Origin of the sequence: Thiorhodospira sibirica ATCC 700588 (assembly GCF_000227725.2) — a bacterium.
GTDB lineage: Bacteria > Pseudomonadota > Gammaproteobacteria > Ectothiorhodospirales > Ectothiorhodospiraceae > Thiorhodospira > Thiorhodospira sibirica.
In genome coordinates this window covers 765,294-791,753 of sequence record NZ_MU255056.1, presented here as the reverse complement: position 1 = coordinate 791,753, position 26,460 = coordinate 765,294, and the positions used below count along the sequence as shown (strand labels likewise).

The following is a 26,460-nucleotide window of genomic DNA, read 5'->3' as shown; positions in this document are numbered from 1 at the left end:
GCTGATCGCCCACAAAGACCGGTTGATGCGTTTTGGCTTTGATCTCTTTGCGCACCTGGCTGATGAAAACGGCTGCGAGATCGTGGTGGTTAACCAGGACTCCCTCTCGCCCGAGCAAGAGATGGTCGAGGATCTATTGGCGATTGTGCAGACCTTTTCTTGTCGGCTGTACGGGATGCGCAAATACAAACAATCCATCAAGGAGGACTTTGCCGAGATGTCTCTTCGCCAACCCAAGGACGCCTGCGAATGAAGGTCACGCGGATTCTGCGCGCCAAGCGCCCGAACAAGGGCAAGGTGGCGGCCTTGCGCGAACAGGCACGGCGGCTCGGGCAAGTGCGCTCTGATGTCTGGCAGCGCTTTGGTTCGCTGCACGGCGTGGGCTTGTCCGACCGCCAGATTCGCGATGCTTGGCTGAGCGAAGGCCGCGCCTTCCCGGTCTCGGCCAATGCCTGGAAAGAAACCCTGCGCGATGCCAAGGGCGACATCACCGCCAACATGGAAGCGGCCAAGGTCAAGGCGCGTCGCTCGATCTGGCGTCACACCCAGGACAAGATCGAACAAAAGCGCTTGTTCACTGCGCTCAAGCGCACCGACTGGACAACTGATCCCTATCTGCGCCGGGTGATGCGCAAGCACTGGCGTCGCGGACACAACCACACCCATAACCAAATCATCGTGCGCGCGGACAACTACACCACCTTTCACCTCGGCGGGCGCGTCTGGATCAAGATCCCCGGCCTGGTCAAAGGCACTCGCATCGCCATTCCACTCGATACCACGGTGGCGCCCACCGGTACGCTACGGATCATCCTCACCGACGAGGATCGCATCGAGGTCCACTACACCATCGAGGCCGACATCACCCAGAACAGCGGCACGCGCACCATCGGCGTCGATAAAGGCTACTCCGAGGTGATGGTCGATTCCGACGGCGAGCACCACGGCCAGGAACTGGGCGCGATCCTCACCGACACCTCCGACAAGCTCAAGGCCAAATATCAGCGCCGCGCCAAGCTGCGCGCGCGTGCCAATAACACCCGCAACCCGCGCAAGCGTGAGCACATCCGCCGGTTCAACCTCGGGCGCAAAAAGCTCAATCGGCAGATGGACAAGACGCACGCGCGCATCCGCGACATCGTGTTCCAGTCGGTGAACAAGGTCGTCGACAAAGCCGCTGTGATCGCGGCGGAAGATCTCGCCGCCCCAATGGCGGGCAAGTCCTTCGGCAAGAACGTCAATCGCCGCCTCACAAGTTGGACGAAAGGCGTCATTGCCGAAGCACTTGACAGTGTTTCACACCGTCGAGGTTCGACGGTCGTGCTGGTCAATCCGGCTTACACATCGCAAATGGATTCTCGAACTGGATGCCTTGACGGCAAACGGCAAGGGGATCAATTTTACTGTTCCGACGGGGTTGTGTTGCAGGCAGACCAAAACGCTGCGCGAAACGTGCTGGCGAGGTTATCAGACCCGGACATTGAGCGGTTTACCCCGTTCAAGCGGGTCAAGGCGATCTTGCTGGAACGGACTGAGCGCCATTGGTTGGGACTGCTCAACCAGGACTCCAGTTGCTCGCCCGCAAGGGTGTTATCAACGGAGAGCGAATTACCGAAAAACCATCCTGAGCAACTTTGTTCAGGTTTTTAGGAGCAGGCGCTAGGACTTTACGCGGGAGCGGGACGTAGCCGCCTGTACCAACACGGCGAGCGTGTCACGGTCGAGCGCGAAACGCTAAAACGCATGGTGGCTGAGCACGAGATTCGCATTATGGTCGCCACGGATGCCGCCTGCGAAGGGCTTAATCTGCAAACCCTTGGTACGCTGATCAATATTGATCTTCCCTGGAACCCGACCCGACTGGAACAGCGCATCGGGCGTATTAAACGCTTCGGTCAAAAGCGCGATACCGTGGATATGTTGAATCTGGTATTCGAGCAGACGGTGGACGAGAAAATTTATGAACGTTTATCCGAGCGTATGCGCAACCGTTATGATCTTTTCGGGTCTTTACCGGATACCATCAAGGATGAGTGGATCGAGGATATCGAAACCCTCGGTGAGAAGCTTGATGAATACATTGATGCCCAGAGGCGTGCCACGGGCTTTGATTTGCGCTACACCAGCACCATAGAACCACTTGAAAAGGATTGGCGCGATTGCTCGGCGGTTCTGTCACGGCGTGATTTGGCAACACTATTGAGCACCGGGTGGGGATAGCCTAGGCTATACTCCGGAAAACACGTTTAACATTCACTAAAATACGCAAATAAGCGATAAAAAGCACGATTACGGGAACGATACATGCACACCCCATCTACATTGACAGAGGATACCACGGCTTTACGTTTACCGTTTTTCCCCATTGCTGCCTTTGCCATTGTCATGGGCGTGACCGGGCTGGCCTTGGCCTGGGGGCGTTTTGAGCAGGTTTTTGCCCTGTCCTGGTCAGTGGGCCAGGGGATTACGGTGCTGGCCGGGGGGCTGTTTATCACCATTACGCTGTTATATAGCCTCAAGCTGTTGCGCCATCGCAGCGCGGTTATCAAGGAGCTGCGCCATCCGGTCAAGCTCAATTTTTTCCCGGCCTTTTCCATCAGTCTGATTTTACTGGCGACGGCGACCCTGCCACTGTGGCCTGAGCTGTCACGGCTGCTGTGGATGGTGGGCAGTGCGCTGCATCTGCTGTTGACCCTGTATGTGATGAATGTGTGGATGCATCATGAGCATTTTCAGATTCAGCACATCAATCCGGCGTGGTTTATCCCGGTGGTCGGTAATATTTTGGTGCCCATTGCCGGGACTGCGCACGGTTTTTATGAGGTTTCCTGGTTTTTCTTCAGTCTGGGTCTGTTATTCTGGCTGGTGTTATTGACCATCTTTTTTTATCGGGTGATCTTTCACAATCCCTTGCCGCAACGCCTGCTGCCGACGCTGTTTATTCTGATTGCGCCGCCAGCGGTGGGCTTTTTGTCGTATCTGAGCCTGCACGGTGAGCTGAATCATTTCGCCCGGATTCTTTATTATGCCGGTCTGTTTACCACCTTATTGCTGGCCACGCAGCTGGTGCGCTTTATTGGCATCCGCTTTTTCTTGTCGTGGTGGGCCTATTCCTTTCCCTTGGCGGCAATTACGCTGGCGACCTTGACCATGTATGCCCGCCTGGATCTGGTGTTTTTCAAATGGCTGTCGGTGATCTTGTTTGTGGTGTTGAATCTGGTTTTGCTGATGCTGCTGGTGCGCACCGCTGTGGCGGTGTGGCGGCGTGAGATCTGCGTGGAAGAGGATTGAGGTGAGCATGGTGTCACGTCGTCATTTTATCGCTGCCTTAGCCAGCCTGCCGCTGTTGGGTATGAGCACTTCGCCGCTGCACAGCGCGCCCGTCAAGGGGGATCTGCAAAGCTTGCGGATTGGTTTGGCCTTGGGCGGTGGTGGGGCCAAGGGGTTGGCGCATATTCCGGTATTTGAGCTGCTGGATGAACTGGGTATCCGCCCGCATCGTATTGCCGGAACCAGTATCGGCGCAATCATGGGAATGCTCTATGCCGCTGGACTTTCCGGGGTTGAGATCCGCGAATTATTCAATCGTCTGCTGATTCAGGAGGATGAAGGCTGGCGCGAAATCCTCCAAAAACGTGATTTGCTGCGCTGGCTGGATTTTATTGATCTGGATTTTGGCGAAGGCGGTCTGATTGCCTCGGATGACTTTCTCGCCTTTTTGCACAGCGCCACCGGGGTACGCTCCTTTGCCGAGCTGAAAATCCCCTTGCAGGTTGTCGCCGCTGAGCTGTGGAGTGGCCAGCCAGTGGTGCTTGATAGCGGTGATGTGTTGCAGGCGGTGCAGGCCAGCATGGCGGTGCCCGGCTTGTTTGCCCCGGTTGCATATGAGGAACGCTATCTGGTGGACGGCGGCGTGGCCAACCCCGTGCCTTATGATCTTTTGCTGGCGGATTGCGATCTGGTGATTGCGGTGGATGTCTTGGGACAACGCGAGGGACAGGCCGATCAAAGTCCGTCGATTTTTTCCACCATCTTTGCCAGCTTCACCAATATGCAGCGCTCCATTCTGGCGGCCAAGCTGGAACAAAACACCCCGCACCTGCTGATTCAGCCCGAGCTGGTCGGGGTGCGAGTGCTGGAGTTTTATAAAGCCGAGGAAATCTACCGTCAGGCCGCCCCCAGCATTGAAAGCGCCCGCAGACAGCTAGATCGTTTCGTCACCGTTACAAACCCGTAGCTGTTTTTTGCTCTTAGAATCTGTTCAAAGGCTCTTGAGCAAGAGGCACAGGAAGGCCAAGTGAACGAATGGTAAGCGGGTGTTGAGCGTGCGCTCGCCGTTTTTCTAAAGCCGCCGATGCTTTTCCAGCCAGGCGAAGCCGCGCTCCAACCCCCGGAGCCATCGCACGAATCACCAAACAATGAGTCGTGATTCAGGCGAGACCTAAACGGCACCCCAGCACTCTGTCAGGCGCCAGGTTGCCGGGCGCGGGGGTGTTGGATTTATTCGCATTGAAAGGATTTTGAAGAAATTTCATCGTAAGCCCGTCAAGCGATTGAATACCGCATTCACTGTGCCCAGGCCGATGTCGGCTGGCGTGTTGACCCATTTTTAATTCCTCCCCGATTTCTCCAGTTTTGCATTACACTTTTGCACGCCTCAGGTTGAGTTTGCGCCGAGTTTTATCCAAGGGACTACGCACGATCCTGGGATATTGCACATCCATCGTCGAGACTATAAGAGCCCATGCCACTGAAAAAAAACACCTTGCAGCCGCCGTTGCTCACCTCGCGCCTGAATGTACGACGCAAGCTTTTGCTGCTGTTGTTGTTTACCCTGGCAAGTGCGCTCCTGTTGACCACGCTAGCGCTGGGCTTTTTTATCAAGCAGGATCGTTTAAGCAGCGCACAGCGCCAGTTTGATGATGCCTTTAGCTTTATCCGCGAGGATTTTGCCTCACATCATCAGCGCTTGATGACCTGTGTGAGTCTTTTAATCCAGCGCGAGGATGTGCAGGATTCCATGATCCGTCTGGTGGATGCTGACCCCCGCACACCGCTGAATGATACCCAACTGTTTTCTTCGGATAAGCAGGCCTTAAGTGCCATTCTGGCATTGCATGCGCGCACGACCAGCATGGAGATTTTGCGGATTTATCGACCCGATGGCACTTTGCTGGCCTTTGCACGGGTGGCCGGTGGTTTCAGCGTGGAAGGGATTGTCATGGCCGACGAATCCGGTAAGCCTGTGCCGTTGATTTCAACGGATGGCGGGAACAGCTGGACCGCACCTCCCACCCCGGATTGGCTGGGGGACTTGCAGCGTGAGAAATTTGGTCAAACGGGTGAGATTCGCTATACCCTGGATCCGCGCGAAGGGATCTCCATCGAGGTCTATGGACGGATCCAGCAAGTGTTGCCGGATGGCAGTGAGCAGCTTCTGGGCTATTTGCTGGCAGAATATCCCTTGTCTCAAATGACCCGCCTGCGCCTGCCCATCGGCATGTCCTATGCTGTAGAGTCACTGAGCCGCTATGAGCACAGCCAATACATCCACCATTTCAGCCCGGATGAATTGCAGGCCATGCCTCACTTGCTCCAGGCGCACCATCGGGCTGCAGACGGTCTGCTGCAACGCTCGGACTATTATCTCGGGGTGCAGCAGTTACCGCTGCAACACGGAGATATCGCCTATTTCATCATGGCGCTTGAAGAGCGCATTGTGGCCGCCGAGATTCAGCGCATTCACGGGGCAGCGCTGGCGGTACTGGTGATTTCGGCCTTGCTGGTGCTTCCCTTTGGCGATGCGGTGGCACGGCGCACGGTGGCCCAGCCGATTAATCAGCTCCTTGTTGGGGCCTATGCCTTCAAGGAAGGGCGCTATGACCAGCCGATCATCCTCAACACTCGGGATGAATTCAATGTGTTGGCCAATGCCTTTAATAATGCGATCAAAAGCATTTCGCAGCGCGAACGCATGTTGTACCGCGCCCGTGCTACCCTGGAAGAACGGGTCAACGAGCGCACCGCTGAGTTGCAGGCCACCAATCAGCGCCTGGAAGAAGAAATGGAGGAGCGGCGCCGGGCGGAAGAAGCGGCGAATCGCGCCCGTGAACATGCGGAAAAAGCCAATCAGGCAAAAAGTGATTTTTTATCACGCATGAGCCATGAATTGCGCACGCCCTTGAATGCCATCTTAGGCTTTTCGCAATTACTGGAAAGCGACCGACACGACCCTCTCAACGAAGAGCAGCTTGATAATGTCAATGAAATTTTGCGCGCTGGGCGGCATTTGCTCTCGTTAATCAATGATATTCTGGATCTGTCAAGCATCGAGGCAGGCAAGCTGCAGATTTCATCGGAGGATGTGCCGTTAAGAGATACGCTCAACGCCTGCATCAACCTGGTGGAAGGCTTGGCGCAGCGTGAAGGGATTGCCATCATTGATCAGACGGGGGCACTTGAGGGGGTGGCGGTCTATGCCGACCAAACCCGTCTCAAACAGGTACTGATCAATCTGCTTTCCAATGCGATCAAATACAATCGCCCGGATGGCGAGGTGATCCTGGGCTGTGAGGAACTGCCCAATCAGTGGATTCGTCTTAGCATCACGGATACTGGCCAAGGCATCGCGCCGGAAAAAATGCCACTGTTATTTCAGGCCTTTGAGCGACTGGGGATGGAAAATACTCTCATCGATGGCACGGGCATTGGCCTGATGCTCTCGCATCGCATGATTGAAATGATGGGCGGTGAACTGCATGTGGAAAGCGAGGTTGGGAAAGGCAGCACCTTTTGGTTCACCCTACCGAAAGGACAACAGCAAAGCAGCGAGGACTCTATGATGACACAACCCCCGTCTCTGAGCGAAAACAGCCCTGGAACACAAACGCATGTGCTTTTGTATATCGAGGATAACCCGTCAAATCTGCGCCTGGTCAGCCGCATCATGGCCCGTCGTACCGACATCCAGTTACTGGATGCCCACACCGCCGAGCTGGGTCTGGATCTGGTGCGTGATGTCCAGCGGCTGGACATGATCTTGCTGGACATCAATCTGCCAGGCATGGATGGCTATGAAACCATCCGCCGCCTGCGCAATATCCCCAAAACCGCCGAGATCCCCATCATCGCCGTCAGTGCCAACGCCATGGAAGCGGACATCCGTCGGGGCAAGGAGGCGGGTTTTGATGAATACCTGACCAAGCCGATCAATGTCGCTGAACTGTTATCAGTGTGTGATAAGTATCTGCAAAATGCGGCCACACGGCGATCTTGAACAGGGTAAGGCATGGTGTCGATGCTGCATAGGGTAGAGCTGCTGTCAGGCCATCCGGCCTTTGAGCAGATTGAGGTAGATCAGGCGGAACAGGTGAACCTGCTGCCACCAGGCGATGCGTGTATCCATATTGGCGGGTGAGATGAACGGATCCGGCGCGGATTCTCGGCTATAGTCAAAGGCCATGCGCACCGCCCGCCCGATTTCTGTATACAGCGGACATGAGGTATAGCCATTGAACAAGGGGCGAGGCTCCTGACCGTGTAACAAGGCCAGCAGATTTTCGGTGACTGTGCTCAGGTGATAGCGCAAGGTGGAGACGGTCTTGCCGTAGGGCGTACCCACCACATCGCCAATGCCGAAGATGTTGAAGTAATCGGGATGTTGCAGGGTGTGTGGATCGACTTTCAGCCAGCCGCCAGCGGCATAGGGCCCATTTTTCCAGGCCAGACCACTATGGGTCAGCACGCCGGGCGCATGCATTGGCGGCACGATATGCAAAAGATCATAGCTCAGGCGTTTGGTCGTGCCGTCAGGCGCGGCAAAATAGGCGAGCCGATAGCCGGGATCAATGCCTTTCAATACAAAAGCCGGATGCACTTCAATCGCCCGCTCCTGCAAAAAATGCTCGGCCAGGCGGGCAAATTGCGGTTGCGGCAACAAACACGCTGATCCGGAAAAATAGTGCAGCGCCATGTGTTCACGCACACGTTGACGGCGCAGCATAAAATCACTGATCAAGGCCGCCTTGATCGGGCCGCCCAGGCATTTTATCGGCGTATCCGGGGCGGTAAACAGTATGCTGGCGTCGGGTATCTCGTGGGCCTGCTGCAAGAGATGATAGCCCTTGCGTGCACTGCGAGCGCCGCCGTAAATGGAAAAGACCCCCTCATGCCCCAACAGCTCAGGATGCATCCCCTCAATCGCCTCAAAATCCGTCTCACAGCCCAGCGCAACAATTAAAAAATCATACTCCAATACCCGCTGATCGGCGGTATAGACACGATTTTTCAGCGGATCAATCGCCTGTGCCCAGGTCTGTAGCCAGCGCACACCCAGGGCAATATGTCGCTGGTTTGGGGTTTGGGTCTCGGAAACCGAGGACAGGCCGCATAAAATCAACGGCCAGCCGGGTTGGTAGTGGTGTACATCCGCCGGCTCTACCAAGGTAATCCGTGCTCCGCTGAGCAGGCGCGAAAGCTGTGCCGAGATGGCCAGCCCCGCCGTGCCCCCGCCCAAAATCACAATATGTGCCCGCGTATGCGTATACGCCCGCGCCTGCGCTGCGCCAAACATCCACGGCAGCGCCGCAGCACAACGCAAAAAACTCCGACGGGAAAACATTCGCTGAACAGCGTTGACAGATTTATCCATGGCATTGATCCAAGGCGGTATCTATCATTGAGCATAGCCCATGCCTGCCGCAAAATCCAGAATATGCCGCTATCCCGAATTTAGTGCCTGTTCGCAGAAACTATGTGATGCTTATATCTTGACATCCACCCCGCCCTACCTGCCTGCGCCGCGTGCGTCGCGGCAGGCAGGAAGGACGGGGATTCCCAGCATTGCTGCTGAGCGCTTTCTGCTTCGCCGAGACCTGCCAAATGCCTCAAAGAGACACCGGACTTACAGTTTCTCCACAGACTAACCCCGCCAGCCCGGCGGTTAAAATGAAGATAGCATCCATGTATAAAGAGAGCCAGCTACCAAAGAGGAGGCGTCGGGAACAGGAGCACGCTTTGCGTGCTGCGCTATCCCTCCTTGGCCTTGCGGCCGGGGTTTCCCGCGCAAACTGATGAAGACGATGCAGGATAGCTATTTCCTCAGGTCATCAACTGATTCTAAAAGCTTGTATGATATGAGCGAAGCGACTATGTTTAGCACCTGAAACGGCCTGATTTCCTGTCAGGATATTCCCGGTCAACCCCAATCACGCACGACAAACGGAGGACGCGAACAGGGCCGCGTGATCGTGCGAGGCACGATGATGCGACAGCCTTCTCCGGTATGAATGCCGGAGTTTCTCGCGCAAGACAGATATGACTCAATCAAGCGATAAACATAAACTCTGGTTCACCCGCCGCGATGGCGTGGTGCATGGGCCTTATCCTACAATGCTGGTGCGCCGTTATGTGTTGCTGGGGCGGCTGGTGGAGCAAGACGAGGTGAGTCAGGATCGTGAGATATGGTATCCGCTGATGGCATACCCTGAGCTGATTCCGGATGAATTCAAGGATCTGGATACCCCCGAGGGGCAGGAGCGCTTGCGCCAGGCCAGAATGCGTGAAGATGAGCGGGCCAAGGACCGGCGCAAGCAGACTGACGAGGCGGAGGATGACGCCCGCCGAGGCAGAGGCCGGGGCCAGGATCGCCGCCATCCGGAAAACCCGGAGATGCTTGAGCATCGCCGTCAACGGGCGAGTTTGCTGAAACGCCCCAGCTCTGATCAGCTCAAAGGGGCCTGGCCTTTATGGCTGGTGATCGGCTTGGTGGTGGTCTTGAGCACGACCCTGTTTTTGTGGCCCAGCACGCCCAAGGTGGTGGTTGCGCCCCCGGATTGTATGGCAGCGCCGGCTCCGGGCATTAACTGGAATCACTGCCGTAAGGCCGGGGCGCGCCTGAATGGGGTGAACCTGGAAGGGGCCACCCTCAGTAACACGGATTTGCTCGGTGCCAGTCTGGTCGGCGCCAATCTGCGGGGCGCGAATCTAAGCTATGCGGATTTACGCCGTACCGGCCTTGAGCGGGGGCAATTCCAGGAGGCCAAGCTGGTCGGCACGGTGTTGCAGGGGGCCAAGCTTTATGGCGCGAATCTTGAGAATGCGGATTTGAGCTATGCGGATCTGCGCGGTGCGGACCTGCAAAACGTCAATCTCAGCGGGGCGAAGCTGGATCGTACCATCTGGCTCAATGGGCAGGTGTGCGACATCGGTTCACGCGGTCGGTGTCTGGTAGACGGTGAGGAGCAAAACTGATGAAAGCCATGGTGATGCCGCATCCCGGAGGCCCGGAGGTCTTGTGTGAGCAGGAGGTTCCTGAACCGACCCTGCGCGGGCCGCACGATATGTTAATCCGCATGCATGCGGCCGGGGTCAACCCCATTGATACCAAGTTGCGCGCCCGGGGGACCTATTACCCGGAACGTCTGCCCGCCATTTTGGGCTGTGATGGCGCCGGGGTGGTGGAAAAAATTGGCGAAAGTGTCGAGCGTTTCCAGCCCGGCGACGCGGTCTATTTTTGCTATGGGGGCATTGGTGGCCATCCTGGCACTTATGCCCAGTATGCGGTGGTCAGCCAGTATCACGCCGCCCGGATGCCCGATACCCTGGATTTTGTGCAGGCCGCCGGGGTGCCGCTGGCCCTGATTACGGCGTGGGAATCTCTGTTTGAGCGGGTATCTTTAAGCAAAGGCCAGTCCATTTTGATTCAGGGCGGCACAGGCGGCGTCGGTCATCTGGCGGTGCAACTGGCCCTGCATCAGGGGGCCAAGGTCTGTGCCACGGTCGGGACTGCCGAAGGCGCTGCCTGGCTGCGCGAACGGGGTGCCCACAGTATCCTTTACCGTGAACAGGATGTCGTGGGTGCGGTGCGTGGCGTATTCCCCGATGGGGTGGATATTGGTCTGGATGGCGTTGGCGGTGAGGTCTTTGCGCAGACGTGTCAGGCGGTGCGCGATTATGGCGAGGTGGTCACTCTGCTGGCCCCGCCCGAGGGCATGGACTGGGGCGAGGCGCGTAGCCGCAATCTGCGCATCTCGCTGGAATTGATGCTAACCCCAATGTTTAAGCACCTGGAAAAACAGCTGATCCGTCAGGCGCAGATCCTGCGCGAAGGGGCGCGGCTGATTGAGGAAGGCAAATTGCATATCCACATTCATCAGGCCCTGCCGCTGTCTGAGGCTGCCCACGCGCACCGGCTGCTGGAAAGCGGCGGGATTCAAGGCAAATTGGTGTTGGTCATTGACGGATGAGCGCAGGCTTTGAGCGCACCGAGCGCCTGATTGGCGCAGAATCGCTGGCACAACTGCAACAGCGCCATGTGCTGATTGCTGGTCTGGGCGGGGTCGGCGGCTTTGCGGCAGAGGCCATGACCCGTGCTGGGGTGGGGCGGCTGACCCTGATTGATCATGATGCGGTCAGTCCCAGCAACCTCAATCGGCAACTGGCGGCCCTGCATTCCTCATTGCACCAGCCCAAGGCCGAGGTGATTGCTGCCAGAATGCGCGACATCAACCCGGCCATTGCACTGACCGTCAGCACCACCTTTGTGCAGGCGGATAATGTTGATACCCTGTTGCCCGACACGGTGGATTATGTGCTGGACTGCATCGACTCCATCGCCTGCAAGGCCGCTCTGGTGGCGGCCTGTCAGGCGCGCCAGATTCCGGTCATCTCCAGTCTTGGCGCCGGCGGGCGGCTTGATCCGCTGGCCCTGCGTCAGGGGACGCTGGCACGCACCGAGGGTTGTGCGCTGGCGCGTATGTTGCGCAAACAGCTGCGCCGCCTGGGGGCTGATCTGGACTATCCGGTGATCTACTCCACAGAAACCGCCCGCAAAGGCAGCGCCCACAGCCCGATTGAAGGCGATCCGCAGGGGCGGATGCGCGCCATCAATGGCACCATCTCCTATCTGCCGGCCCTGTTTGGCTTTACCCTGGCTGGCGTGGTCTTGCAGACATGGCTCCATCCGACAACGACCCCAAGGCGGTAAAAAAACCGCGCCGCTGGTGGCGCTATGCACTGGAACTGCTATTGATTCTGGCGCTGTTCTGGGCCTTCAAAAGCTGGCTGGAGCGCGACATGCTCAGCGGTCCGGCACCGCCACTGCACGGCACTTTAGTGAATGGTACGGCATTTAATCTGGAAGATTATCGCGGCGAGGCGGTGCTGGTATATTTCTGGGCCAGCTGGTGCGGGGTGTGTCGGGTGGCGCAAAATGGCATTCAGGCCGTCGCTGCGGATTGGCCGGTAATCACCATTGCCATGCAGTCGGGGGATGTCTACCGCGTCATGGCCTATCTGCGCGAACATGAACTGGATTTCCCCGTGCTGCTGGATGAACACGGCGAGCTCGCCGCGCAGTTTGGGGTTTCTGCGGTCCCGGCAAGCTTTATCATCGACCCGCACGGCAATATCCGCTACCGCGAACGCGGCTACACCTCAAGCCTGGGCCTGCGTGCCCGTCTGTGGCTGGCGCAGTGGCGCTAATTTTTCTGTCGTGGCGGCATCTTCCAGATGCCGCTTTAAAAAAGCGACGGTTGCCTGCCTGCCGCGACGCACGCGGCGCAGGCAGGGAAGCCGCGCGCTACGCGCTTAAAGACCCACGATGGACAGGTCTTCAGGGTGTTCAATCACAAAGATCAAAGAGACCTCTTTGCTTTCACCGGCCGCCAGTTCAAAAGACCACAGCAGCTCGCCACGTTTGTCAGTCACGCGGTGATCCTCGCCGGGGGTGCGCAGGTTAACGCGAATACGCTCATCGGTGGAAACCGGGATATGGTCTTGTAACTGGATGTGCGCTGTGGTGGTGGAGCGGTTTTCCACCTTGGTGCGGTATTCGTAGGTGATGCGCTTGGTGCGACGCCCGAGAATCCCGCTGCTTTCCACAAAACGGCGTACCAGACGGCGTTCAAACTGAATCGCCGAGGAGATGCCCAGCGGCAGGGTGATGGTTTCGCCCGGCGAGAGCAGTTCCAGCTGTGCCCGACCGACCAAGGTTTGCCCGTGAAAAATGCTGGCCTGACCGGGGAGCAAAACGGCCTCGCCGTCATATTCGGTCTTGATCTGCAAAAAGGCATTCTGCGAGCGGGCTGGTACCAGCACATAATGAAAATCACCGTCTAGCGTATGCGCGTCGATGGTCACGGTTTGGGCGGTGTTATCTGCCGGGATTTGCGTCGGCGCGCTGATGGTGAAGGTGGTGGCGGTCAAGCCCCGGCTGACCTCCGCTCTGGCGGGTGCGGCCTGCCGCCGGGCAACGCGGCCATCCAGGTTATCACGACCCTGTTGCATGACGAGGCCATCGGATTCCATCATCACTCCCGGAGGTGACATCTGTGTGGCGGAGTTAATGCCACCACTTTGCATGCGTGCGGAAGGGGGCGGCGGCGGGGGTAGAGTTGGGGTAAGCCACCAGGTAGGCAGGCTGGGGGCGGTGCTATCCAGCGAGGGCTGGGCGGTGGAGAGCTGCAAGCGCACCGAGGGCCAGTCTTCACCGGTTTGCTGGCGCACCGCAGCGCGATATTGCAGATGCAGGCTTTGCTCGGCATCGCTGACCCGAATATCGTACTGCGGAGTCCATGAAGCACCCGCAATCAAATAGCTCAGGCGCACCGTCATTGTTTGAGGCTGTTCGGTCTGCACCCGGATGCGGGCGGTTTTTGCCCGTTGCTGCTGGCGACGACCGAAGTCATTGATAGCGGCCTGCACGGCCTTGATCTGGTCATCCAGTTCCTTGATGGCTTCATTGAGATGGCGTTCCCGCTCAAAGATGCCGGCCCATTCTCCCGCAAAAAAGCTTAAATAGGCCTCCCAGGCCGCCGGTTCAGGGACGCGCTCAGCCTTTGGGTGGATGCCGGTGATGGCCCCTTCAATGCGCCCGAGAAAATCACTGCGCTGCTTTTGCGCCTTCATTTCATCGTTGAGCACCCGCTGTTGTTCTTGCAGTGCCTTGAGTTCTTCACGCAAGGTCAGCAGACGGGGTGGCTCTTCGCCTTGCTCGGGTGCGGCGCGTTCAATGCGCGTATCCAGCAGCAAAACATCCTCTGCACCCAGCACCGAGGTTTGCACAAAGCGATCTTCCAGCGCCCACGGTAACGGGCTGATCAGCACTTCACTGATGCCTTGCGGGACTTCGACCTCGCCTTCGCGCAATACCAGGGCACGATCCGTATAAATGGTGACTTCGCGTATCTCGGTACGGAGTTCAAAGGTTTGCATACTTAAGGCCGTGGTCGGTAAAAACCATAATAAGGCAAGGGTGAACAGCATCAGGGCAATCGAGTGTCGCATAAAACCTCCCGGGACCAACATGGTGATGAGAATTGTTTAGGTTGCGGCTTCTAAGGCTTCCCAACGGTTATAGCATTCATTCAGTTCAGTAACCAGTATATCAAGGCGCTGTTGCGTGGCGCTGATCTGCGCCGGGTCTTGCTGATAAAAGGCCGGATCACTGATCTGCTGCAATAAGGTGCTTTGTTCGGTTTCCAGCGCCTCAATGCGCACGGGCAAAGTCTCCAGCTCCCGTTGATCCTTGTAGCTGAGCTTTTTGGACTTAGGCGTTGTAGCCGGTGCTACGGTGGGCGCTACGGGCGCTGCCTTGGGGGGGCTTTTGGAGGTAGTGGCAGGTGCCAGGCGTTCTGTGGGCGGCGGGCTTTTGCGTTGACGCAGCCAGTCTTCATAGCCGCCGACATATTCATTCACCTGCGCATCGCCTTCAAACACCAGCGTGGCCGTGACCACATTATCCAGAAAGGCGCGGTCATGGCTGACCAGCAGCACGGTGCCATTAAAGGCGGCAAGACGCTCTTCGAGCAATTCCAGGGTGGGCGCATCCAGATCATTGGTCGGTTCGTCCAGTACCAGCATATTCGCCGGTTGGGTGAAAAGCCGCGCCAGCAGCAGACGGTTACGCTCGCCGCCCGACAGCGCCTTGACTGGCTGGCGGGCGCGCTGCGGGGAGAATAAAAAATCCTGCAAATAGGACAGCACATGGCGCGATTGGCCGTTGATGCTGAGCATATCGCGTCCCTGCCCGACGTTGTCGGCCACGCTCACCTCCTCATCAAGCAGGCTGCGATGCTGGTCAAAATAAGCGATGTCCAGATTACTGCCCTGGCGGATGCGCCCCTGTTGCGGTGCCAGTTCGCCCAGCAGTAATTTCAATAAAGTGGTTTTGCCCGCCCCGTTGGGGCCGATCAGGCCGATTTTATCGCCGCGCAAAATCACGGTAGAGAAATCGCGGACCACCCATTGCCCGTCATAGGCAAAGCTGAGCTTGTCGGCCTCAATCACCAGACGGCCTGAATCCTGCCCCTGCTGAATGGTCAACTGGGCGCTGCCTTCACGCTGACGCCGCTGGGCCCGCTCCTGGCGCAAAGCCTTTAAGGCGCGCACCCGGCCTTCATTACGCGTGCGCCGTGCCTTGATGCCCTGGCGAATCCACACCTCTTCCTGTGCCAGCTTTTTATCAAACAAGGCGGCCTGACGCTCTTCAATCTCCAAAGCCTGTGCCTTACGTTCCAGATACAGCGCATAATCCCCCGGCCAGTCGCTGAGCTGGCCGCGATCCAGTTCAATGATGCGCGTCGCCAGCCGCTGCACAAAGGCGCGGTCATGACTGACAAATAACAGGCTGCCAGAAAAATTCAGTAAAAAGCTTTCCAGCCAGTCAATCGCGGCAATATCCAGATGATTGGTCGGTTCATCGAGCAATAACAGCTCCGGCTCGCACAACAGGGCACGCGCCAATAACACCCGCCGTTTAAGCCCCCCCGAGAGGGCTGCAAATGGCATATCAGCCGGCAATTCCAGCCGGGACAATACGGTTTCTACCCGCTGCTCCAAAGACCAGCCCCCGCTGGCTTCCAGATGTTGCTGTGCCCGCGCCAAACGAGTGAGGGCTTGCGGATCATCCGGGGACTTAGCCAGCGTGCGCGCGGCCTCGTGATAATCACGCACCTGCTGACCCAGCTCACCCAGGCCATCGGCGACCACCTCAAAGACGCTTTTATCGCCCTGGGGGGGAATCTCCTGTTCCAGCATGGTTACCCGCAGCCCATCCTGGCGCACCATCTGCCCCTGATCGGCGATGACCTCGCCATGAATCAGTTTCAGCAGCGTGGATTTTCCCGTGCCATTGCGCCCGACCAGGCAGACACGCTCGCCCGGATCAATGCTGAGATCAAGGTGATCAAAGAGTACGGGCTGACCATAGCCCAGGCAGACATCATGTAATGTAATCAGTGGCATGGAGAGATAAAACCGCAAAAATTGCCAGGATGGGAAACCGCACGGAATGGCTCATTCTACACGGATTGGGTGGGGGATGCTTGAAATCTGGGGTGATCTTCTATACCTTGCCCGGTGCTGGCGGACAGTGACTACGCTGCTCTATGGCGGCATGTTGACCGCTTATGCTAATTTGAATATAAGCATATAATCCTATATTAATCTGGAGTCTTCCATGTTATCTATCCTGGTAGTCTGGGCTGTATTTGGCGGTGTGGTGTATGGATTGAGTCGCGGCTATGCCAACCGGCCCAAAAGCGAGTTCACCGCCGACGAACTCAGAGCGTTGGCAGTGATCAGTGGCCCTGCCGCGTGGGCCATCTGGTTTAATATGGATCGCAGCAGACCCAGCGCCTGAAGCCCGCCCCCTGGTTCAGCCTGTGCCTGCACACATCACAGGCTGAACCAGGGCGTTTGGCGCGGAGGCGCTTAAAACGAGAACTGCTGATGGGTTTGGCGGGTGTGGGTACGGCGGCGATAATCCAGAATCACCGTCACGCCATGGCGCTTGCCCTCAGGAAGTGCCTGAATCAGGCTGCGGCCCAGGCGCTTGGGCAGACGCTCATACAAACGCGCAATGGTATAGGGTGGCAGCCCGTGCGCCAAGCGGATCGTTTCACCGGTTTCGATATATTCCAACACGCGCAGTTGCGCCTCTTCATCCAGCTTCAAAAAAGCCAGTCTGGCAGAACCTAATTCCCCTTCACGACACGCATGACAAACCTGGGCAACTGCCGGATCAGCCGGTTGAGTACGCAGGGGAGCAGCCACTTTGAGTGCTTTGAGGGTGTTACGGATCAGATGGGACATGCCAGTCTCCTCACGTCGCCTGGGGCGATATTCTTAAAAAGGTTTTAATAAACTCAGCCCTGTCGTAAATAACAAAGCAACCGTACAGGAAGGACGGACTGACCATGACCGATCAAAGACAGCGCCACGCATCCTCTGCGCAGACGCGATAACGGTCATGTGGCATGTTTGTGCTGGAATTAACAAAATAAGAAACCCAAAGACCCGCATCTTTTCAAAGATACTGTCTGCTGGGTAGGGTATTTTGTCTCTTGCCCGGCTGTTTCCTGATACAACAACAGGTCAAGAGGCCAAAACGACGATTAGTGGATCGCGGAAGGGCTTGACTTGAGGTGTGTAGGGTAATCGGGAAACCGTCGGCCAGAACCGGCCTTCTTTTGTTGGGGACTACAACTGCAAGAATCCATAAAGTGGCTAAAAGCCTCTGTTGCCTCTGATGCGGCGCAATATTAGCCACTTTTACTGCCCATGTAAAGCCAGCCGTTTATGGCGGGCTAAACGGTCGGCCAAATGCCGGGAAAACCGACCCAATGTGTGCCCATGCGCATCTGTGGCCTGGCACCCCAGGCCCTCGGCAAAACGCCGTATGGCACAGCAGAATGCAGCGCGGGATGTTGCGATAAGCGTTCGCTTGTATTTATTTAAAAATTTGTTTTATTATTTAAGCATGAATCAAAAAAAGGCAACCACCCTGTTTGAATCATTGGCCTCCGGGATCCGGCTGGAGGTGTTTCGCTTACTGGTCAAAACCGGCAGCAGCGGCCTGGTGGCAGGAGACATTGCCACCGCTTTGGATATTCCACCGGCTAACCTGTCTTTCCATCTCAAAACCCTGACTCAGGCGGGATTGCTACAGGTGGAGCAGGAGGGGCGCTTTTTGCGGTATCGCGCCGATATTCCCTTAATGCTGTCGCTGATTGCCTATCTCACCGAGGAATGCTGCGCTGGGGAGCCGGAGCAATGCGCACAAATGCGTCAGTCCTCTGGTTGTGCGACAACGGTACTGCTCCTAAAAACCTAAACAAAGTTGCTTATGCGATTTTTAGGCACTTCGCTCTCCGTTGATAACACCCTTGCGGGCGAGCAACTGGAGTCCTGGTTGAGCAGTCCCAACCGAATGGCCGGTCAACACCGGCAACATGGGCGGTTTCAGCCGTCGAAACCCAGCTTGCGCCATAAAAGTGGCCTCGGCGTTCATCCTGAACAGAGAACAACTTTGCGATTCGACTTCGACCCCGACCATGGAACGCGAAACCTTCGCGCTTGTAGATAACCTATCTACAGTAGGGAATTTTGATGAAGAATGAAGAAAAAATCAAGAACTGTTTTTTGCTCCCCCCCATCAACCCTAAATCCTGAAAGAGCATCGCTATGCACATCCTGTTTCTATGCACCGGCAATTCCTGTCGTTCCATTCTCGCCGAGGCGACCTTTAACCACCTTGCGCCAGCGGGCTGGCAGGCCATGAGCGCTGGCAGTCAGCCAACCGGCCAAGTGCATCCGCGTTCACTGGCCTTATTGGCCCGCGAGGGCATTCAAACTGCTGGCTTGCACAGCAAATCCTGGGACGCCCTGCCACAGACACCCGATATCGTCATCAGTGTATGCGCCCATGCCGCCGGGGAAACATGTCCGGCCTACCTGGGGCAGGCCGTGCGCAGTCATTGGGGCGTGGCTGATCCAGCACAGGCCAGCGGCACCGAGGCCCAGATTAATGCCGCCTTCCAGACGGCCTATCACACCCTGCGCCAGCGCATTGAGGCCTTTTTAGCACTGCCGCTCCATACGCTGATCACCGACCCTGAGGCCTTCAAGCGCCATCTGGATGAGATCGGTGAGCGTTTCGGCTGATTTTTTTGCCGTTTATTTTGACTGTTAGGCAACTATCAAAACAATCAACGCACGCCGACAAATGGCGTGTTTTCCGTTCATCTGATCAGGAATTCATCCGAACGCTATGCTACTCACCGCACTGACTATTTTTATCGTCACCATTACCCTGGTTATCTGGCAGCCCAAAGGGCTGGGCATTGGCTGGAGCGCCCTGGCCGGGGCTGCTGTGGCTTTATTAACCGGCGTGGTGCAATTTTCCGATGTGCCGATAGTGGTGGATATTGTCTGGAATGCTACCCTGACCTTTGTGTTTATCATCATCATCTCGCTATTGCTGGATGAGGCTGGCTTTTTTGAGTGGGCGGCCTTACATGTGGCGCGCTGGGGCGGGGGCAATGGGGTAAAATTATACGTTCTGATCATCTTGCTCGGTGCAGCGGTGGCAGCGATGTTTGCCAATGACGGCGCGGCCTTGATGCTCACCCCGATTGTGCTGGAAATGCTGCTGGCGCTGGGCTTTTCTGCCGGGGCCGCCTTGGCCTTTGTGGTAGCGGCGGGCTTTATCGCGGATACCGCCAGCCTGCCGCTGGTGATTTCCAATCTGGTAAATATCGTCTCGGCGGATTTTTTCGGGATTGGCTTTCGTGAATACGCCAGCGTGATGATCGTGGTCAATCTGGTGTCGGTCGCCGCCTCTTTAAGCGTGCTGTATCTGCTGTTTCGCAAACAGATCCCGCGCCACTATGCCCTCAACGACCTGCGCACCCCAGCACAGGCCATCAAAGACCCCACCGTCTTTAAAACCGGCTGGGCAGTCTTGGCACTGCTGCTGTTTGCCTTTATGGTGATTGAGCCGATGGGCGTGCCGATCTCGGCGATTGTTGGCGTTGGTGCGGCGCTGTTGCTCATGGTTGCCGCCCGAGGGCATCGCATTTCCACACGCCAGGTCTTGCGTCATGCCCCGTGGCAGATTGTGATCTTCTCGCTGGGAATGTATCTGGTGGTCTATGGACTGCGCAACGCGGGCCTGACCGCCGACATTGCCCAAGGGCTTGACTGGCTGGCAGGACAGGGGCTATTGGTGGCGACCGTGGGCACCGGCTTTATCGCCGCGTTTTTGTCCTCCATCATGAACAATATGCCCGCCGTGATGGTCGTCGCCCTCTCCATCGACCAGGCCAACGTCGATGGCCTGATCAAAGAGGCCATGATCTACGCCAACGTCATCGGCTCAGATCTGGGCCCCAAAATCACCCCGATTGGCAGTCTGGCCACCTTGCTCTGGCTACACGTCCTCGCCCGCAAAGGGATGCGCATCACCTGGGGGCAATATTTCAAAATCGGCATTCTCATCACCCCGCCGGTGTTACTCATCACCCTGCTCGCCCTCGTTGGCTGGTTAAGTATTATTCGCTAATCAAGAACGGAGCAGCAAACTGCATCACCCGCACCGCCGGTGCATAGCGTCTGAGCCGAGACAGTTCAGCCGTATCGCCTGCGCACTGGCGTATACAAAGCCGCCGTGCGTGTCCCAGTCAGGCAAGACAACGCGCTGGCCGGTGTGGGTTCCCAGAGAGACCGTATGGATGGCGGGGCGGTGCGTGTGGCCGTGGATGAGGAGATCAACCCCAAAACGGCGCATGATCTGCGCCACGGCAGCGGCATTGACATCCAGCATGGATAAGCCCTTTTGGCGGGTGTGTTGCTGACTGTGCTGGCGAATATGCTGGGCCTGGCGGTGGCGTTCCGCCAAGGGCTGAGCCAGAAAAGCCGCCTGCCAGTCCGAGGCAAGCACCTGCGCCCGAAACGCCATATGCGCCCGATCATCGGTACACAGACTGTCGCCATGCAAGAGCAAGGCTTTGCGGCCATACAGATCAATCACCGTTTCAGCCGCCAGCAGCTGCGCGCCGAGGTGTCGGCAAAAACCTTCACCGACCAGAAAATCACGATTCCCGTGGAGAAAATACAGCGCCATACCTTTGGCTGTCAGGGCCTGCAAGGTCGTGATCACCGCATCCAGGTGCGCCATGTGATCATCATCACCCACCCAGTACTCCAGAAAATCCCCGAGAATATACAGTGCCGAGGCCTGACGGGCCTGTGCCTGTAAAAAGGCAACAAAACGCGCCGTGATGTCGGGGCGTTGCGCGTCCAGATGCACATCCGAAACAAACAGACAATGGCCCACGCAACGCTCCCGCCGATCTTTACTGGATGACCTCAACCTGGGTAATCTCGATCGGATCTTTAGGCACATCCTGATGCATCCCGCTGCGTCCTGTCGGTACCGCCACAATACGACTCACCACATCCATTCCCTCAATCACCCGCCCAAACACCGCATAACCAAAGCCTTGCGAGGTTTCAGACTTAAAGTTGAGAAAATCATTATCCGCGACATTGATAAAAAACTGCGAAGAAGCCGAATGCGGATCGGGGGTTCTGGCCATGGCAATCGTACCAGTGTCATTTTTCAGACCGTTATTGGCCTCGTTGCGAATGGTTTCACCGGTGGGTTTTTGCTGCATATCTGCGCTAAACCCCCCGCCCTGAACCATAAAATTAGGGATCACACGGTGAAAAACAGTACCCGTGTAAAAACCCTCATTGGCGTAGTTGAGAAAATTTTCCACGGTGATGGGTGCCTTCTCAGGATACAGCTCCAATACAACAACACCTTGCGTCGTGGTGAGTTTGACCTGAGGGTTTTGGTTTTCCGCCATGCTAAAGTTACCTATGCTAATGAAAATGAGTACAACGAGGACAAAAAATAGTGTCTTGAAAGACATTGTGCAATTCCCTCATGCATTTAATGATACATAGAAATCATCGCGCGCAACGAATGCGGTCATCATTATTAAATGCCCAAATCATGGCTACGCACCGCAGGATTGTAACATCTTTGAGCGCACCAAGCCCCAGCCCGGCACGAAAACCTGGGAACGCCGCTCACCCGCCCGGCATTGAAAACGTCGCTGCGGCTTCCCTGCCTGCGCTGACGCCGATCAAGAAACCGACGGGCGGGAAGCTACCCAAGGCTCAAAAGGCCTTCAACCGGATACTCTGTGCGGTGCGGGCCATCGTTGAACATCCCTTCCGGGGGGCATTTGGCGTTCGGCTTTTCCCACCGTTTTTATGACGGCCTGCGCAAAACTCATGGAGCGTTCAGAATCCTCTGCTATCGTTGCTTGTTGACAGTTCAAATATCGTACAGCAGCATGTAGAACATGAATGCTAAACGCGCCGACAAATCCCGGTTTTATTCTGGTTCATAGCAAGAAATGATGATATATCAAGATCCTGCAGCACATGCCCTGGCACTGCTCAACCAGGCGCACGAGCAACAATATCCCCTGCTGCATTTTGCCCAAAGTACCCCACAGGCGAGTATTGGGCGTTTTGAGGCACGCTGCCACGCTATCCGCGAGGATTTTTGCCAGCAGCAGGGAATTGTAGTACAGCGGCGGCTGACCGGTGGTGGAGCCGTGTATCTGGATGGTGGGCAAGGCGTGCTGACGCTGGCGGTGCCGCTGCCAAGGCAGGCCATGCCCTGTCTTGCGCAGTGGCTGCAGCGCCTCAACACGGCGGTCGCCGCCGGTCTGGGGGATCTGGGCCTGGATGCCCAGGCGCAGGCGCCCAATAGCATAGACGTTGCCCAGCGGCAGGTGGCGCAAGGAACCTTGGCATGGTTGCCCGGCGGGCTGCTATATCAGCTCTTTTTATGGGGCACGATGGATGTCACCACTACCCTGCAGGTGTTGCGCGCCCCGCGAGAAAAGCTCACCGATGAGGGTATCCGCAGTGCCCGCGAACATTTCACCACCTTGCAAGAGGTTCTGGATGGGCCGGTGGATTGGCGCGCCGTGGAGCAGGCGCTGTGGCAAGCGCTCAGCCGCGCATTGGGAGCGACCCCACAGCGGATTACGGCCCAGCCGATAACTACGGCTTCTGTTGTCACAACGGCCAGTCTGCCCCCGGTCAATCCCTGGCTCGATCGGGACTGGCAGGTCGATGAAAACCAGAGCTGGCAGGCTTTTTTGCCGACAACGGGTGGGGTGTTATATCTGCGTGTGCAGCTTGATGCCACCAGACAGCGCATTCAAGAGGCCGTCTTTAGCACCACCGCGCAGCTGGCACCGCTGGATTGGCTGACCGCTCTGGAGGAGCGTCTTGCCGGGGTTTCGCTAGAGCAGGCCCCGGAGGTGCTCAAGGGCTGTCTGGCAACGCAGCCTTATACTGCGGTTGGTTTTAACGATCAGGACATGCTCACCCTACTGGGGCGGGTGCTGGGGCGGGCCGAACAGCAACAGCTGGGCCTGAGCGTGCGCGAGGCCAATACCCTGATGGTCGTTGCCCCCCGTGAAATCGTCTCCACCACAGCGCTTCTTAAGCGTTGTGGTGTCGTCCTGGTGCCCTATTGCGCCAAGGCCAAAAACTGCCCGTGGCGACATGAGGATCACTGTACGCAATGCGGCGCCTGTGCGGTGGGCGAGGTGTATGCGCTGGCCGAGGTGCGAGGGCTTGAGGTCATCACCATCACACACTACGAACATTTATGCCAAACCTTAACGCGCCTCAAGCAGGAAGGCATCGAGGCCTATCTGGGCATGTGCTGCGGGCATTTTTATCTCAAACGCGCCCATGCCTTTGCAGACAGTGGCCTGCCCGCGATACTCGCCGATATCCGTGGCGCCAACTGCTACGCCCTCAATCAGGAAGAGCTGGCCTACCAAGGGGCCTTTCGTGCCCAGGCACAGCTAAATCAGCAGGTCGTCGTAAGGCTACTGGCGCAGATCCCGTCCCGTTCACCGCGCACCGAATAACGGTATTTTGCAAAGTCCTGCAACATGGCAGCCTAAACCGGATTATCAATATCCACAAATACATGCTGCAGGCCAAAGGTGTTTGCCAGATGCTCGCCCAAGCGTTGCACACCGAAGCGTTCGGTGGCATGGTGTCCGGCAGCGAAATAGTGAATCCCCGCCTCGCGGGCGATATGCACGGTTTGCTCCGAGATTTCACCGCTGATAAAGGCATCCAGCCCGCGTGCCACAGCCTGTTCAATATGGCCCTGGGCGGCACCACTACACCAGCCGATGCGCCGAATGATGGCGGGGCCGCTGTTAATCCATTGGGGGGGACGCTGTAAACAGGCGCTCAGACGCTGTTCCAGTGCAGCGGCCTCGCAGGCATCGGGCAATGTTCCCCAAAGGCCAATCCCCTCGTTATTCAGGCTGCCTTCAACCACCGCGCCGAGCGCCTGCCCTAGCAGCGCATTATTACCAAGCTCGGGGTGTGCATCCAGCGGCAGGTGATAGGCCAGCAGATTGATATCATGCAACAGTAACAGGCGCAGCCGTTCCCGCTTGATCCCGCAGACACAGGGATCTTCACCGCGCCAGAAAAAGCCGTGATGCACCAATATGGCATCGGCTTGATAGCCGATCGCCGCTTCAATCAAGGCCCGACAGGCACTCACCCCTGAAACCAGGGTGCGAATCTCCTCGCGCCCACTGACCTGCAAACCATTGGGGCAATAATCCTTAAAGGTGCTCACCTTCAATAACTCGGCGATATGGTCGGTTATTTGGCGGATCTGTGCCATTAAGATCATTCTCCGTTTCAATAAAAAAGGCGCGGTTTCCCGCGCCTTTCTGGCAAAACTGCTGCCTTTTTCAGACCATCGGCCCGAAAATCGCTGCTTAAAAGTTGTGTGCAACGCCCAAGGAAATGGCGCGGGTGGTATCTTCACCCGGGGCTGGAGCGACTTCTTTGTTGCCGCCAGTGCCCAGCGCCCACAAAGAGGCAGCATCGGTGTCCTGCTTCATCTGGGCCAGAACCGCATAAACTTCGGTGCGACGCGAGAAGTTATAACCTGCGCCTAAGGCAAACATCTTGGCACCGGTGTCATCGCGGTCATCGTCATTGGCCTGCAGGTAGGCAGCGCGCAGATTGATCTGGTTGAAGTTATAGCGGGCAGCCAGCATGCCGGAATCACGCGAACCAATGACATCATCATTCAGGTCAATGCGCTCATACATGGCCGACAGGGTCAGGTCACCCAGGGTATAAGCACCACCAATCTTGGCAGCACGGGCGTTGTTATCGCCGGTGAAGTTATTCAGTTGTTCGTAAGCGGCCGTTACATAAACCGGGCCAGCACCGTAGTTCGCTGCCAAACTGAAAGCCTTGTTATCGTTGGCGGTTTCGCCGGGGCGGTCGCCGCCAGAGCGGGTGTCAGTCACATACGCAGCCTGCAAGCCAAAGCCGCCAAAGGAAGGCGTCATGTAGGCAATGGTGTTATTTGTACGCGAATCAAACAGCAGACCCTTGCCAGCGACTGAACCCATGATGGTGTTGTAGTCAGCAGCGGTATCACCGAAGGGATCCAAGCGACCGGTGGAGGTCTTGTAAGGGGTGTCATGGCGGCCGATCAAGGCGGTACCAAAGCCACCTTTCAGACCGACAAAGGTATTACGGGTAGCCAACTGGCCACCGCTTTCCGTGGCATGGTAACCGGATTCAAGCTGCCAGATCCCCTGCAGACCACCGCCCAGATCTTCGGCACCCTTAAAGCCGATGCGCGAGGAGCGCGAAGCGGCCTGATGGCTGCTGTCAGCACCGTTGTCAACGAAATCCAAAGAGGTGTGAATACGGCCATAGACAACAGTTTCAGCCATGGCGCTGACAGGCAGGGCGATAGCGGCAGCAACCGCAACAGCAAGCATACTTTTTTTCATCGGTTATTTCTCCGAAAGGATGTAAGGTTTTGGGTCGTGACAATCGTTAAAAGACACAGGGTGTTTTATAGCCTTACCGGGACGGAATTGCAAGCCTATTTTTTAAAAAAAGAGACATTTTTTTATTGAGTGTATCTTTATTACAACGCATCAGGCCCGGTGTACTGGGAAAAAACCCAAAGATTACTTAGACTTTTGCTTTAAATGCCTTAAGTGCCCAAGTTCATTCGCTACCTGAGCTTTTTTTGAATCCGGGTGAATAAATGAAACCCATTCGCAACAAGCCGACGCTGTCCTGGCAATGCCATGCTGCCGTGTCTTTATATAAGGCAAACAAAAGCCGCAGAAGGCACCTTCTGCGGCTTGTTGCCACGTCCAGAGCACTGTGGGCGGCATGCGCTGCAACCCACAGCGACCAAAAAAGATCAGGCGGACTTAACCTGGATATCCTCTTTGATGCGGGCGGATTTTCCGGTACGGCCGCGCAAATAATACAATTTGGCGCGACGCACCTTGCCACGGCGCTTCACCTTGATATCGGCAACCACCGGACTGTAGGTCTGAAAAACGCGCTCCACGCCTTCACCATGGGACATCTTGCGCACCGTAAAGGCAGAATTCAGGCCCCGGTTGCGCTTGGCAATCACTACGCCTTCAAAGGCCTGCAAACGTTCGCGACTGCCTTCCTTCACCTTCACTTGCACCACCACGGTATCACCCGGCGTAAAGTCAGGGATCTCACGATTCATCTGCTCAGCTTCAAGCTGTTGAATAATATTGCTCATTGAAT

Annotated in this window: 24 protein-coding genes and 1 pseudogene; 15 read left to right on the top strand and 10 right to left on the bottom strand. The window is 56.7% G+C overall.

What is annotated here, in order from left to right:
* The 5 genes from THISIDRAFT_RS03785 to THISIDRAFT_RS03765 form a co-directional block, all read left to right on the top strand.
* Positions 1-253 (top strand): recombinase family protein (locus THISIDRAFT_RS03785; protein ID WP_040853542.1); only part of this gene is annotated, 253 nt, incomplete at its 5' end.
* A complete protein-coding gene (locus THISIDRAFT_RS03780) occupies positions 250-1,650 on the top strand; it encodes an RNA-guided endonuclease TnpB family protein (RefSeq protein ID WP_221913953.1) in 1,401 nt (466 codons plus the stop codon). The genes THISIDRAFT_RS03785 and THISIDRAFT_RS03780, both read left to right, overlap by 4 nt.
* A gap of 42 nt (positions 1,651-1,692) precedes the next feature.
* The gene (locus THISIDRAFT_RS03775; protein ID WP_217159216.1) at positions 1,693-2,220 is read left to right on the top strand and encodes a helicase-related protein; all 528 of its coding nucleotides are present in this window, start codon (positions 1,693-1,695) and stop codon (positions 2,218-2,220) included.
* Positions 2,221-2,304: 84 nt separating this feature from the next.
* Complete coding sequence (locus tag THISIDRAFT_RS03770; protein ID WP_006787613.1) at positions 2,305-3,291, top strand: SLAC1 anion channel family protein; 987 nt, start codon at positions 2,305-2,307, stop codon at positions 3,289-3,291.
* A gap of 7 nt (positions 3,292-3,298) precedes the next feature.
* Complete coding sequence (locus THISIDRAFT_RS03765; RefSeq protein WP_006787612.1) at positions 3,299-4,237, top strand: patatin-like phospholipase family protein; 939 nt, start codon at positions 3,299-3,301, stop codon at positions 4,235-4,237.
* A gap of 24 nt (positions 4,238-4,261) precedes the next feature.
* Here the strand turns inward: THISIDRAFT_RS03765 and THISIDRAFT_RS03760 are convergent.
* A pseudogene (locus tag THISIDRAFT_RS03760) lies at positions 4,262-4,384 on the bottom strand (IS5/IS1182 family transposase); the annotation flags it as partial.
* 360 nt (positions 4,385-4,744) lie between these two features.
* Between THISIDRAFT_RS03760 and THISIDRAFT_RS03755 the strand changes: the two are divergent.
* Complete coding sequence (locus THISIDRAFT_RS03755; RefSeq protein WP_006787611.1) at positions 4,745-7,276, top strand: ATP-binding protein; 2,532 nt, start codon at positions 4,745-4,747, stop codon at positions 7,274-7,276.
* 45 nt (positions 7,277-7,321) lie between these two features.
* Here THISIDRAFT_RS03755 and THISIDRAFT_RS03750 read toward each other — a convergent pair whose 3' ends face one another.
* The gene (locus tag THISIDRAFT_RS03750) at positions 7,322-8,650 is read right to left on the bottom strand and encodes an NAD(P)/FAD-dependent oxidoreductase (protein WP_006787610.1); all 1,329 of its coding nucleotides are present in this window, start codon (positions 8,648-8,650) and stop codon (positions 7,322-7,324) included.
* A gap of 665 nt (positions 8,651-9,315) precedes the next feature.
* On the opposite strand from THISIDRAFT_RS03750, the gene THISIDRAFT_RS03745 reads away from it, so the two are divergent.
* Genes THISIDRAFT_RS03745 through THISIDRAFT_RS03730 form a run of 4 tightly spaced genes read left to right on the top strand, consistent with a single transcriptional unit; the run spans position 9,316 to position 12,483 of the window.
* Positions 9,316-10,251 (top strand): pentapeptide repeat-containing protein, encoded by a 936-nt coding sequence (locus THISIDRAFT_RS03745; protein ID WP_006787609.1) that lies wholly within the window; start codon positions 9,316-9,318, stop codon positions 10,249-10,251.
* On the top strand, positions 10,251-11,246 hold the full coding sequence (locus THISIDRAFT_RS03740) for a zinc-dependent alcohol dehydrogenase family protein (protein WP_006787608.1): 996 nt from the start codon (positions 10,251-10,253) through the stop codon (positions 11,244-11,246). Before THISIDRAFT_RS03745 ends, THISIDRAFT_RS03740 begins: the two co-directional genes overlap by 1 nt.
* Positions 11,243-11,986, top strand: coding sequence for a tRNA threonylcarbamoyladenosine dehydratase (locus THISIDRAFT_RS03735; protein ID WP_006787607.1), 744 nt, complete (start codon positions 11,243-11,245; stop codon positions 11,984-11,986). Before THISIDRAFT_RS03740 ends, THISIDRAFT_RS03735 begins: the two co-directional genes overlap by 4 nt.
* A complete protein-coding gene (locus tag THISIDRAFT_RS03730; protein ID WP_006787606.1) occupies positions 11,953-12,483 on the top strand; it encodes a protein disulfide oxidoreductase in 531 nt (176 codons plus the stop codon). The genes THISIDRAFT_RS03735 and THISIDRAFT_RS03730 overlap by 34 nt, the downstream gene beginning before the upstream one ends.
* Before the next feature lie 105 nt (positions 12,484-12,588).
* Here the strand turns inward: THISIDRAFT_RS03730 and THISIDRAFT_RS03725 are convergent, their stop codons facing one another.
* Together THISIDRAFT_RS03725 and THISIDRAFT_RS03720 are read right to left on the bottom strand one after the other, a co-directional pair.
* On the bottom strand, positions 12,589-14,286 hold the full coding sequence (locus tag THISIDRAFT_RS03725) for a mucoidy inhibitor MuiA family protein (RefSeq protein ID WP_006787605.1): 1,698 nt from the start codon (positions 14,284-14,286) through the stop codon (positions 12,589-12,591).
* A 36-nt stretch (positions 14,287-14,322) separates the two neighbouring features.
* Positions 14,323-16,245, bottom strand: coding sequence for an ATP-binding cassette domain-containing protein (locus THISIDRAFT_RS03720; protein ID WP_006787604.1), 1,923 nt, complete (start codon positions 16,243-16,245; stop codon positions 14,323-14,325).
* Between the two features lie 214 nt (positions 16,246-16,459).
* On the opposite strand from THISIDRAFT_RS03720, the gene THISIDRAFT_RS03715 reads away from it, so the two are divergent.
* On the top strand, positions 16,460-16,642 hold the full coding sequence (locus THISIDRAFT_RS03715) for a hypothetical protein (RefSeq protein WP_006787603.1): 183 nt from the start codon (positions 16,460-16,462) through the stop codon (positions 16,640-16,642).
* 71 nt (positions 16,643-16,713) lie between these two features.
* Here the strand turns inward: THISIDRAFT_RS03715 and THISIDRAFT_RS03710 are convergent, their stop codons facing one another.
* Positions 16,714-17,094: a hypothetical protein gene (locus tag THISIDRAFT_RS03710; protein WP_006787602.1), complete on the bottom strand. Its 381-nt coding sequence runs from the start codon at positions 17,092-17,094 to the stop codon at positions 16,714-16,716.
* Between the two features lie 667 nt (positions 17,095-17,761).
* Here THISIDRAFT_RS03710 and THISIDRAFT_RS03705 point away from each other — a divergent pair.
* The 3 genes from THISIDRAFT_RS03705 (at position 17,762) to THISIDRAFT_RS03695 (ending at position 20,344) form a co-directional block, all read left to right on the top strand.
* On the top strand, positions 17,762-18,115 hold the full coding sequence (locus THISIDRAFT_RS03705; RefSeq protein ID WP_040852421.1) for an ArsR/SmtB family transcription factor: 354 nt from the start codon (positions 17,762-17,764) through the stop codon (positions 18,113-18,115).
* 350 nt (positions 18,116-18,465) lie between these two features.
* Complete coding sequence (locus tag THISIDRAFT_RS03700) at positions 18,466-18,945, top strand: arsenate reductase ArsC (RefSeq protein WP_006787599.1); 480 nt, start codon at positions 18,466-18,468, stop codon at positions 18,943-18,945.
* 106 nt (positions 18,946-19,051) lie between these two features.
* Entirely contained in the window at positions 19,052-20,344 is a 1,293-nt protein-coding gene (locus tag THISIDRAFT_RS03695; protein WP_006787598.1) for an arsenic transporter, read from the top strand.
* A gap of 24 nt (positions 20,345-20,368) precedes the next feature.
* Here the strand turns inward: THISIDRAFT_RS03695 and THISIDRAFT_RS03690 are convergent, their stop codons facing one another.
* A complete protein-coding gene (locus THISIDRAFT_RS03690; protein WP_006787597.1) occupies positions 20,369-21,118 on the bottom strand; it encodes a UDP-2,3-diacylglucosamine diphosphatase in 750 nt (249 codons plus the stop codon).
* 19 nt (positions 21,119-21,137) lie between these two features.
* Positions 21,138-21,653 carry a peptidylprolyl isomerase gene (locus THISIDRAFT_RS03685; protein WP_040852418.1) on the bottom strand — a complete coding sequence of 172 codons (516 nt, stop codon included), beginning with the start codon at positions 21,651-21,653 and terminating at the stop codon, positions 21,138-21,140.
* A 558-nt stretch (positions 21,654-22,211) separates the two neighbouring features.
* Here THISIDRAFT_RS03685 and THISIDRAFT_RS03680 point away from each other — a divergent pair.
* Positions 22,212-23,753, top strand: a complete 1,542-nt coding sequence (locus THISIDRAFT_RS03680; protein WP_050984893.1) for a lipoyl protein ligase domain-containing protein — start codon at positions 22,212-22,214, stop codon at positions 23,751-23,753.
* Positions 23,754-23,785: 32 nt separating this feature from the next.
* On the opposite strand, the gene THISIDRAFT_RS03675 is transcribed toward THISIDRAFT_RS03680, so the two are convergent.
* The 3 genes from THISIDRAFT_RS03675 to rplS form a co-directional block, all read right to left on the bottom strand.
* Complete coding sequence (locus tag THISIDRAFT_RS03675) at positions 23,786-24,535, bottom strand: Nif3-like dinuclear metal center hexameric protein (RefSeq protein WP_006787594.1); 750 nt, start codon at positions 24,533-24,535, stop codon at positions 23,786-23,788.
* 97 nt (positions 24,536-24,632) lie between these two features.
* Positions 24,633-25,670, bottom strand: coding sequence for a porin (locus THISIDRAFT_RS03670; RefSeq protein ID WP_006787593.1), 1,038 nt, complete (start codon positions 25,668-25,670; stop codon positions 24,633-24,635).
* A gap of 425 nt (positions 25,671-26,095) precedes the next feature.
* Positions 26,096-26,455 carry a 50S ribosomal protein L19 gene (gene rplS / locus THISIDRAFT_RS03665; RefSeq protein ID WP_006787592.1) on the bottom strand — a complete coding sequence of 120 codons (360 nt, stop codon included), beginning with the start codon at positions 26,453-26,455 and terminating at the stop codon, positions 26,096-26,098.
* Positions 26,456-26,460: the final 5 nt, after the last annotated feature.

What these genes read in the sequence shown, in the direction of transcription:
- THISIDRAFT_RS03780 (WP_221913953.1), top strand. Translation starts at nt 250, where the DNA reads ATGAAGGTCACGCGGATTCTGCGCGCCAAGCGCCCGAACAAGGGCAAG.
- THISIDRAFT_RS03770 (WP_006787613.1), top strand. Translation starts at nt 2,305, where the DNA reads ATGCACACCCCATCTACATTGACAGAGGATACCACGGCTTTACGTTTA.
- THISIDRAFT_RS03765 (WP_006787612.1), top strand. Translation starts at nt 3,299, where the DNA reads ATGGTGTCACGTCGTCATTTTATCGCTGCCTTAGCCAGCCTGCCGCTG.
- THISIDRAFT_RS03755 (WP_006787611.1), top strand. Translation starts at nt 4,745, where the DNA reads ATGCCACTGAAAAAAAACACCTTGCAGCCGCCGTTGCTCACCTCGCGC.
- THISIDRAFT_RS03750 (WP_006787610.1), bottom strand. Translation starts at nt 8,650, where the DNA reads ATGGATAAATCTGTCAACGCTGTTCAGCGAATGTTTTCCCGTCGGAGT.
- THISIDRAFT_RS03745 (WP_006787609.1), top strand. Translation starts at nt 9,316, where the DNA reads ATGACTCAATCAAGCGATAAACATAAACTCTGGTTCACCCGCCGCGAT.
- THISIDRAFT_RS03740 (WP_006787608.1), top strand. Translation starts at nt 10,251, where the DNA reads ATGAAAGCCATGGTGATGCCGCATCCCGGAGGCCCGGAGGTCTTGTGT.
- THISIDRAFT_RS03735 (WP_006787607.1), top strand. Translation starts at nt 11,243, where the DNA reads ATGAGCGCAGGCTTTGAGCGCACCGAGCGCCTGATTGGCGCAGAATCG.
- THISIDRAFT_RS03730 (WP_006787606.1), top strand. Translation starts at nt 11,953, where the DNA reads ATGGCTCCATCCGACAACGACCCCAAGGCGGTAAAAAAACCGCGCCGC.
- THISIDRAFT_RS03725 (WP_006787605.1), bottom strand. Translation starts at nt 14,286, where the DNA reads ATGCGACACTCGATTGCCCTGATGCTGTTCACCCTTGCCTTATTATGG.
- THISIDRAFT_RS03720 (WP_006787604.1), bottom strand. Translation starts at nt 16,245, where the DNA reads ATGCCACTGATTACATTACATGATGTCTGCCTGGGCTATGGTCAGCCC.
- THISIDRAFT_RS03715 (WP_006787603.1), top strand. Translation starts at nt 16,460, where the DNA reads ATGTTATCTATCCTGGTAGTCTGGGCTGTATTTGGCGGTGTGGTGTAT.
- THISIDRAFT_RS03710 (WP_006787602.1), bottom strand. Translation starts at nt 17,094, where the DNA reads ATGTCCCATCTGATCCGTAACACCCTCAAAGCACTCAAAGTGGCTGCT.
- THISIDRAFT_RS03705 (WP_040852421.1), top strand. Translation starts at nt 17,762, where the DNA reads ATGAATCAAAAAAAGGCAACCACCCTGTTTGAATCATTGGCCTCCGGG.
- THISIDRAFT_RS03700 (WP_006787599.1), top strand. Translation starts at nt 18,466, where the DNA reads ATGCACATCCTGTTTCTATGCACCGGCAATTCCTGTCGTTCCATTCTC.
- THISIDRAFT_RS03695 (WP_006787598.1), top strand. Translation starts at nt 19,052, where the DNA reads ATGCTACTCACCGCACTGACTATTTTTATCGTCACCATTACCCTGGTT.
- THISIDRAFT_RS03685 (WP_040852418.1), bottom strand. Translation starts at nt 21,653, where the DNA reads ATGGCGGAAAACCAAAACCCTCAGGTCAAACTCACCACGACGCAAGGT.
- THISIDRAFT_RS03680 (WP_050984893.1), top strand. Translation starts at nt 22,212, where the DNA reads ATGATGATATATCAAGATCCTGCAGCACATGCCCTGGCACTGCTCAAC.
- THISIDRAFT_RS03675 (WP_006787594.1), bottom strand. Translation starts at nt 24,535, where the DNA reads ATGGCACAGATCCGCCAAATAACCGACCATATCGCCGAGTTATTGAAG.
- THISIDRAFT_RS03670 (WP_006787593.1), bottom strand. Translation starts at nt 25,670, where the DNA reads ATGAAAAAAAGTATGCTTGCTGTTGCGGTTGCTGCCGCTATCGCCCTG.
- rplS (WP_006787592.1), bottom strand. Translation starts at nt 26,455, where the DNA reads ATGAGCAATATTATTCAACAGCTTGAAGCTGAGCAGATGAATCGTGAG.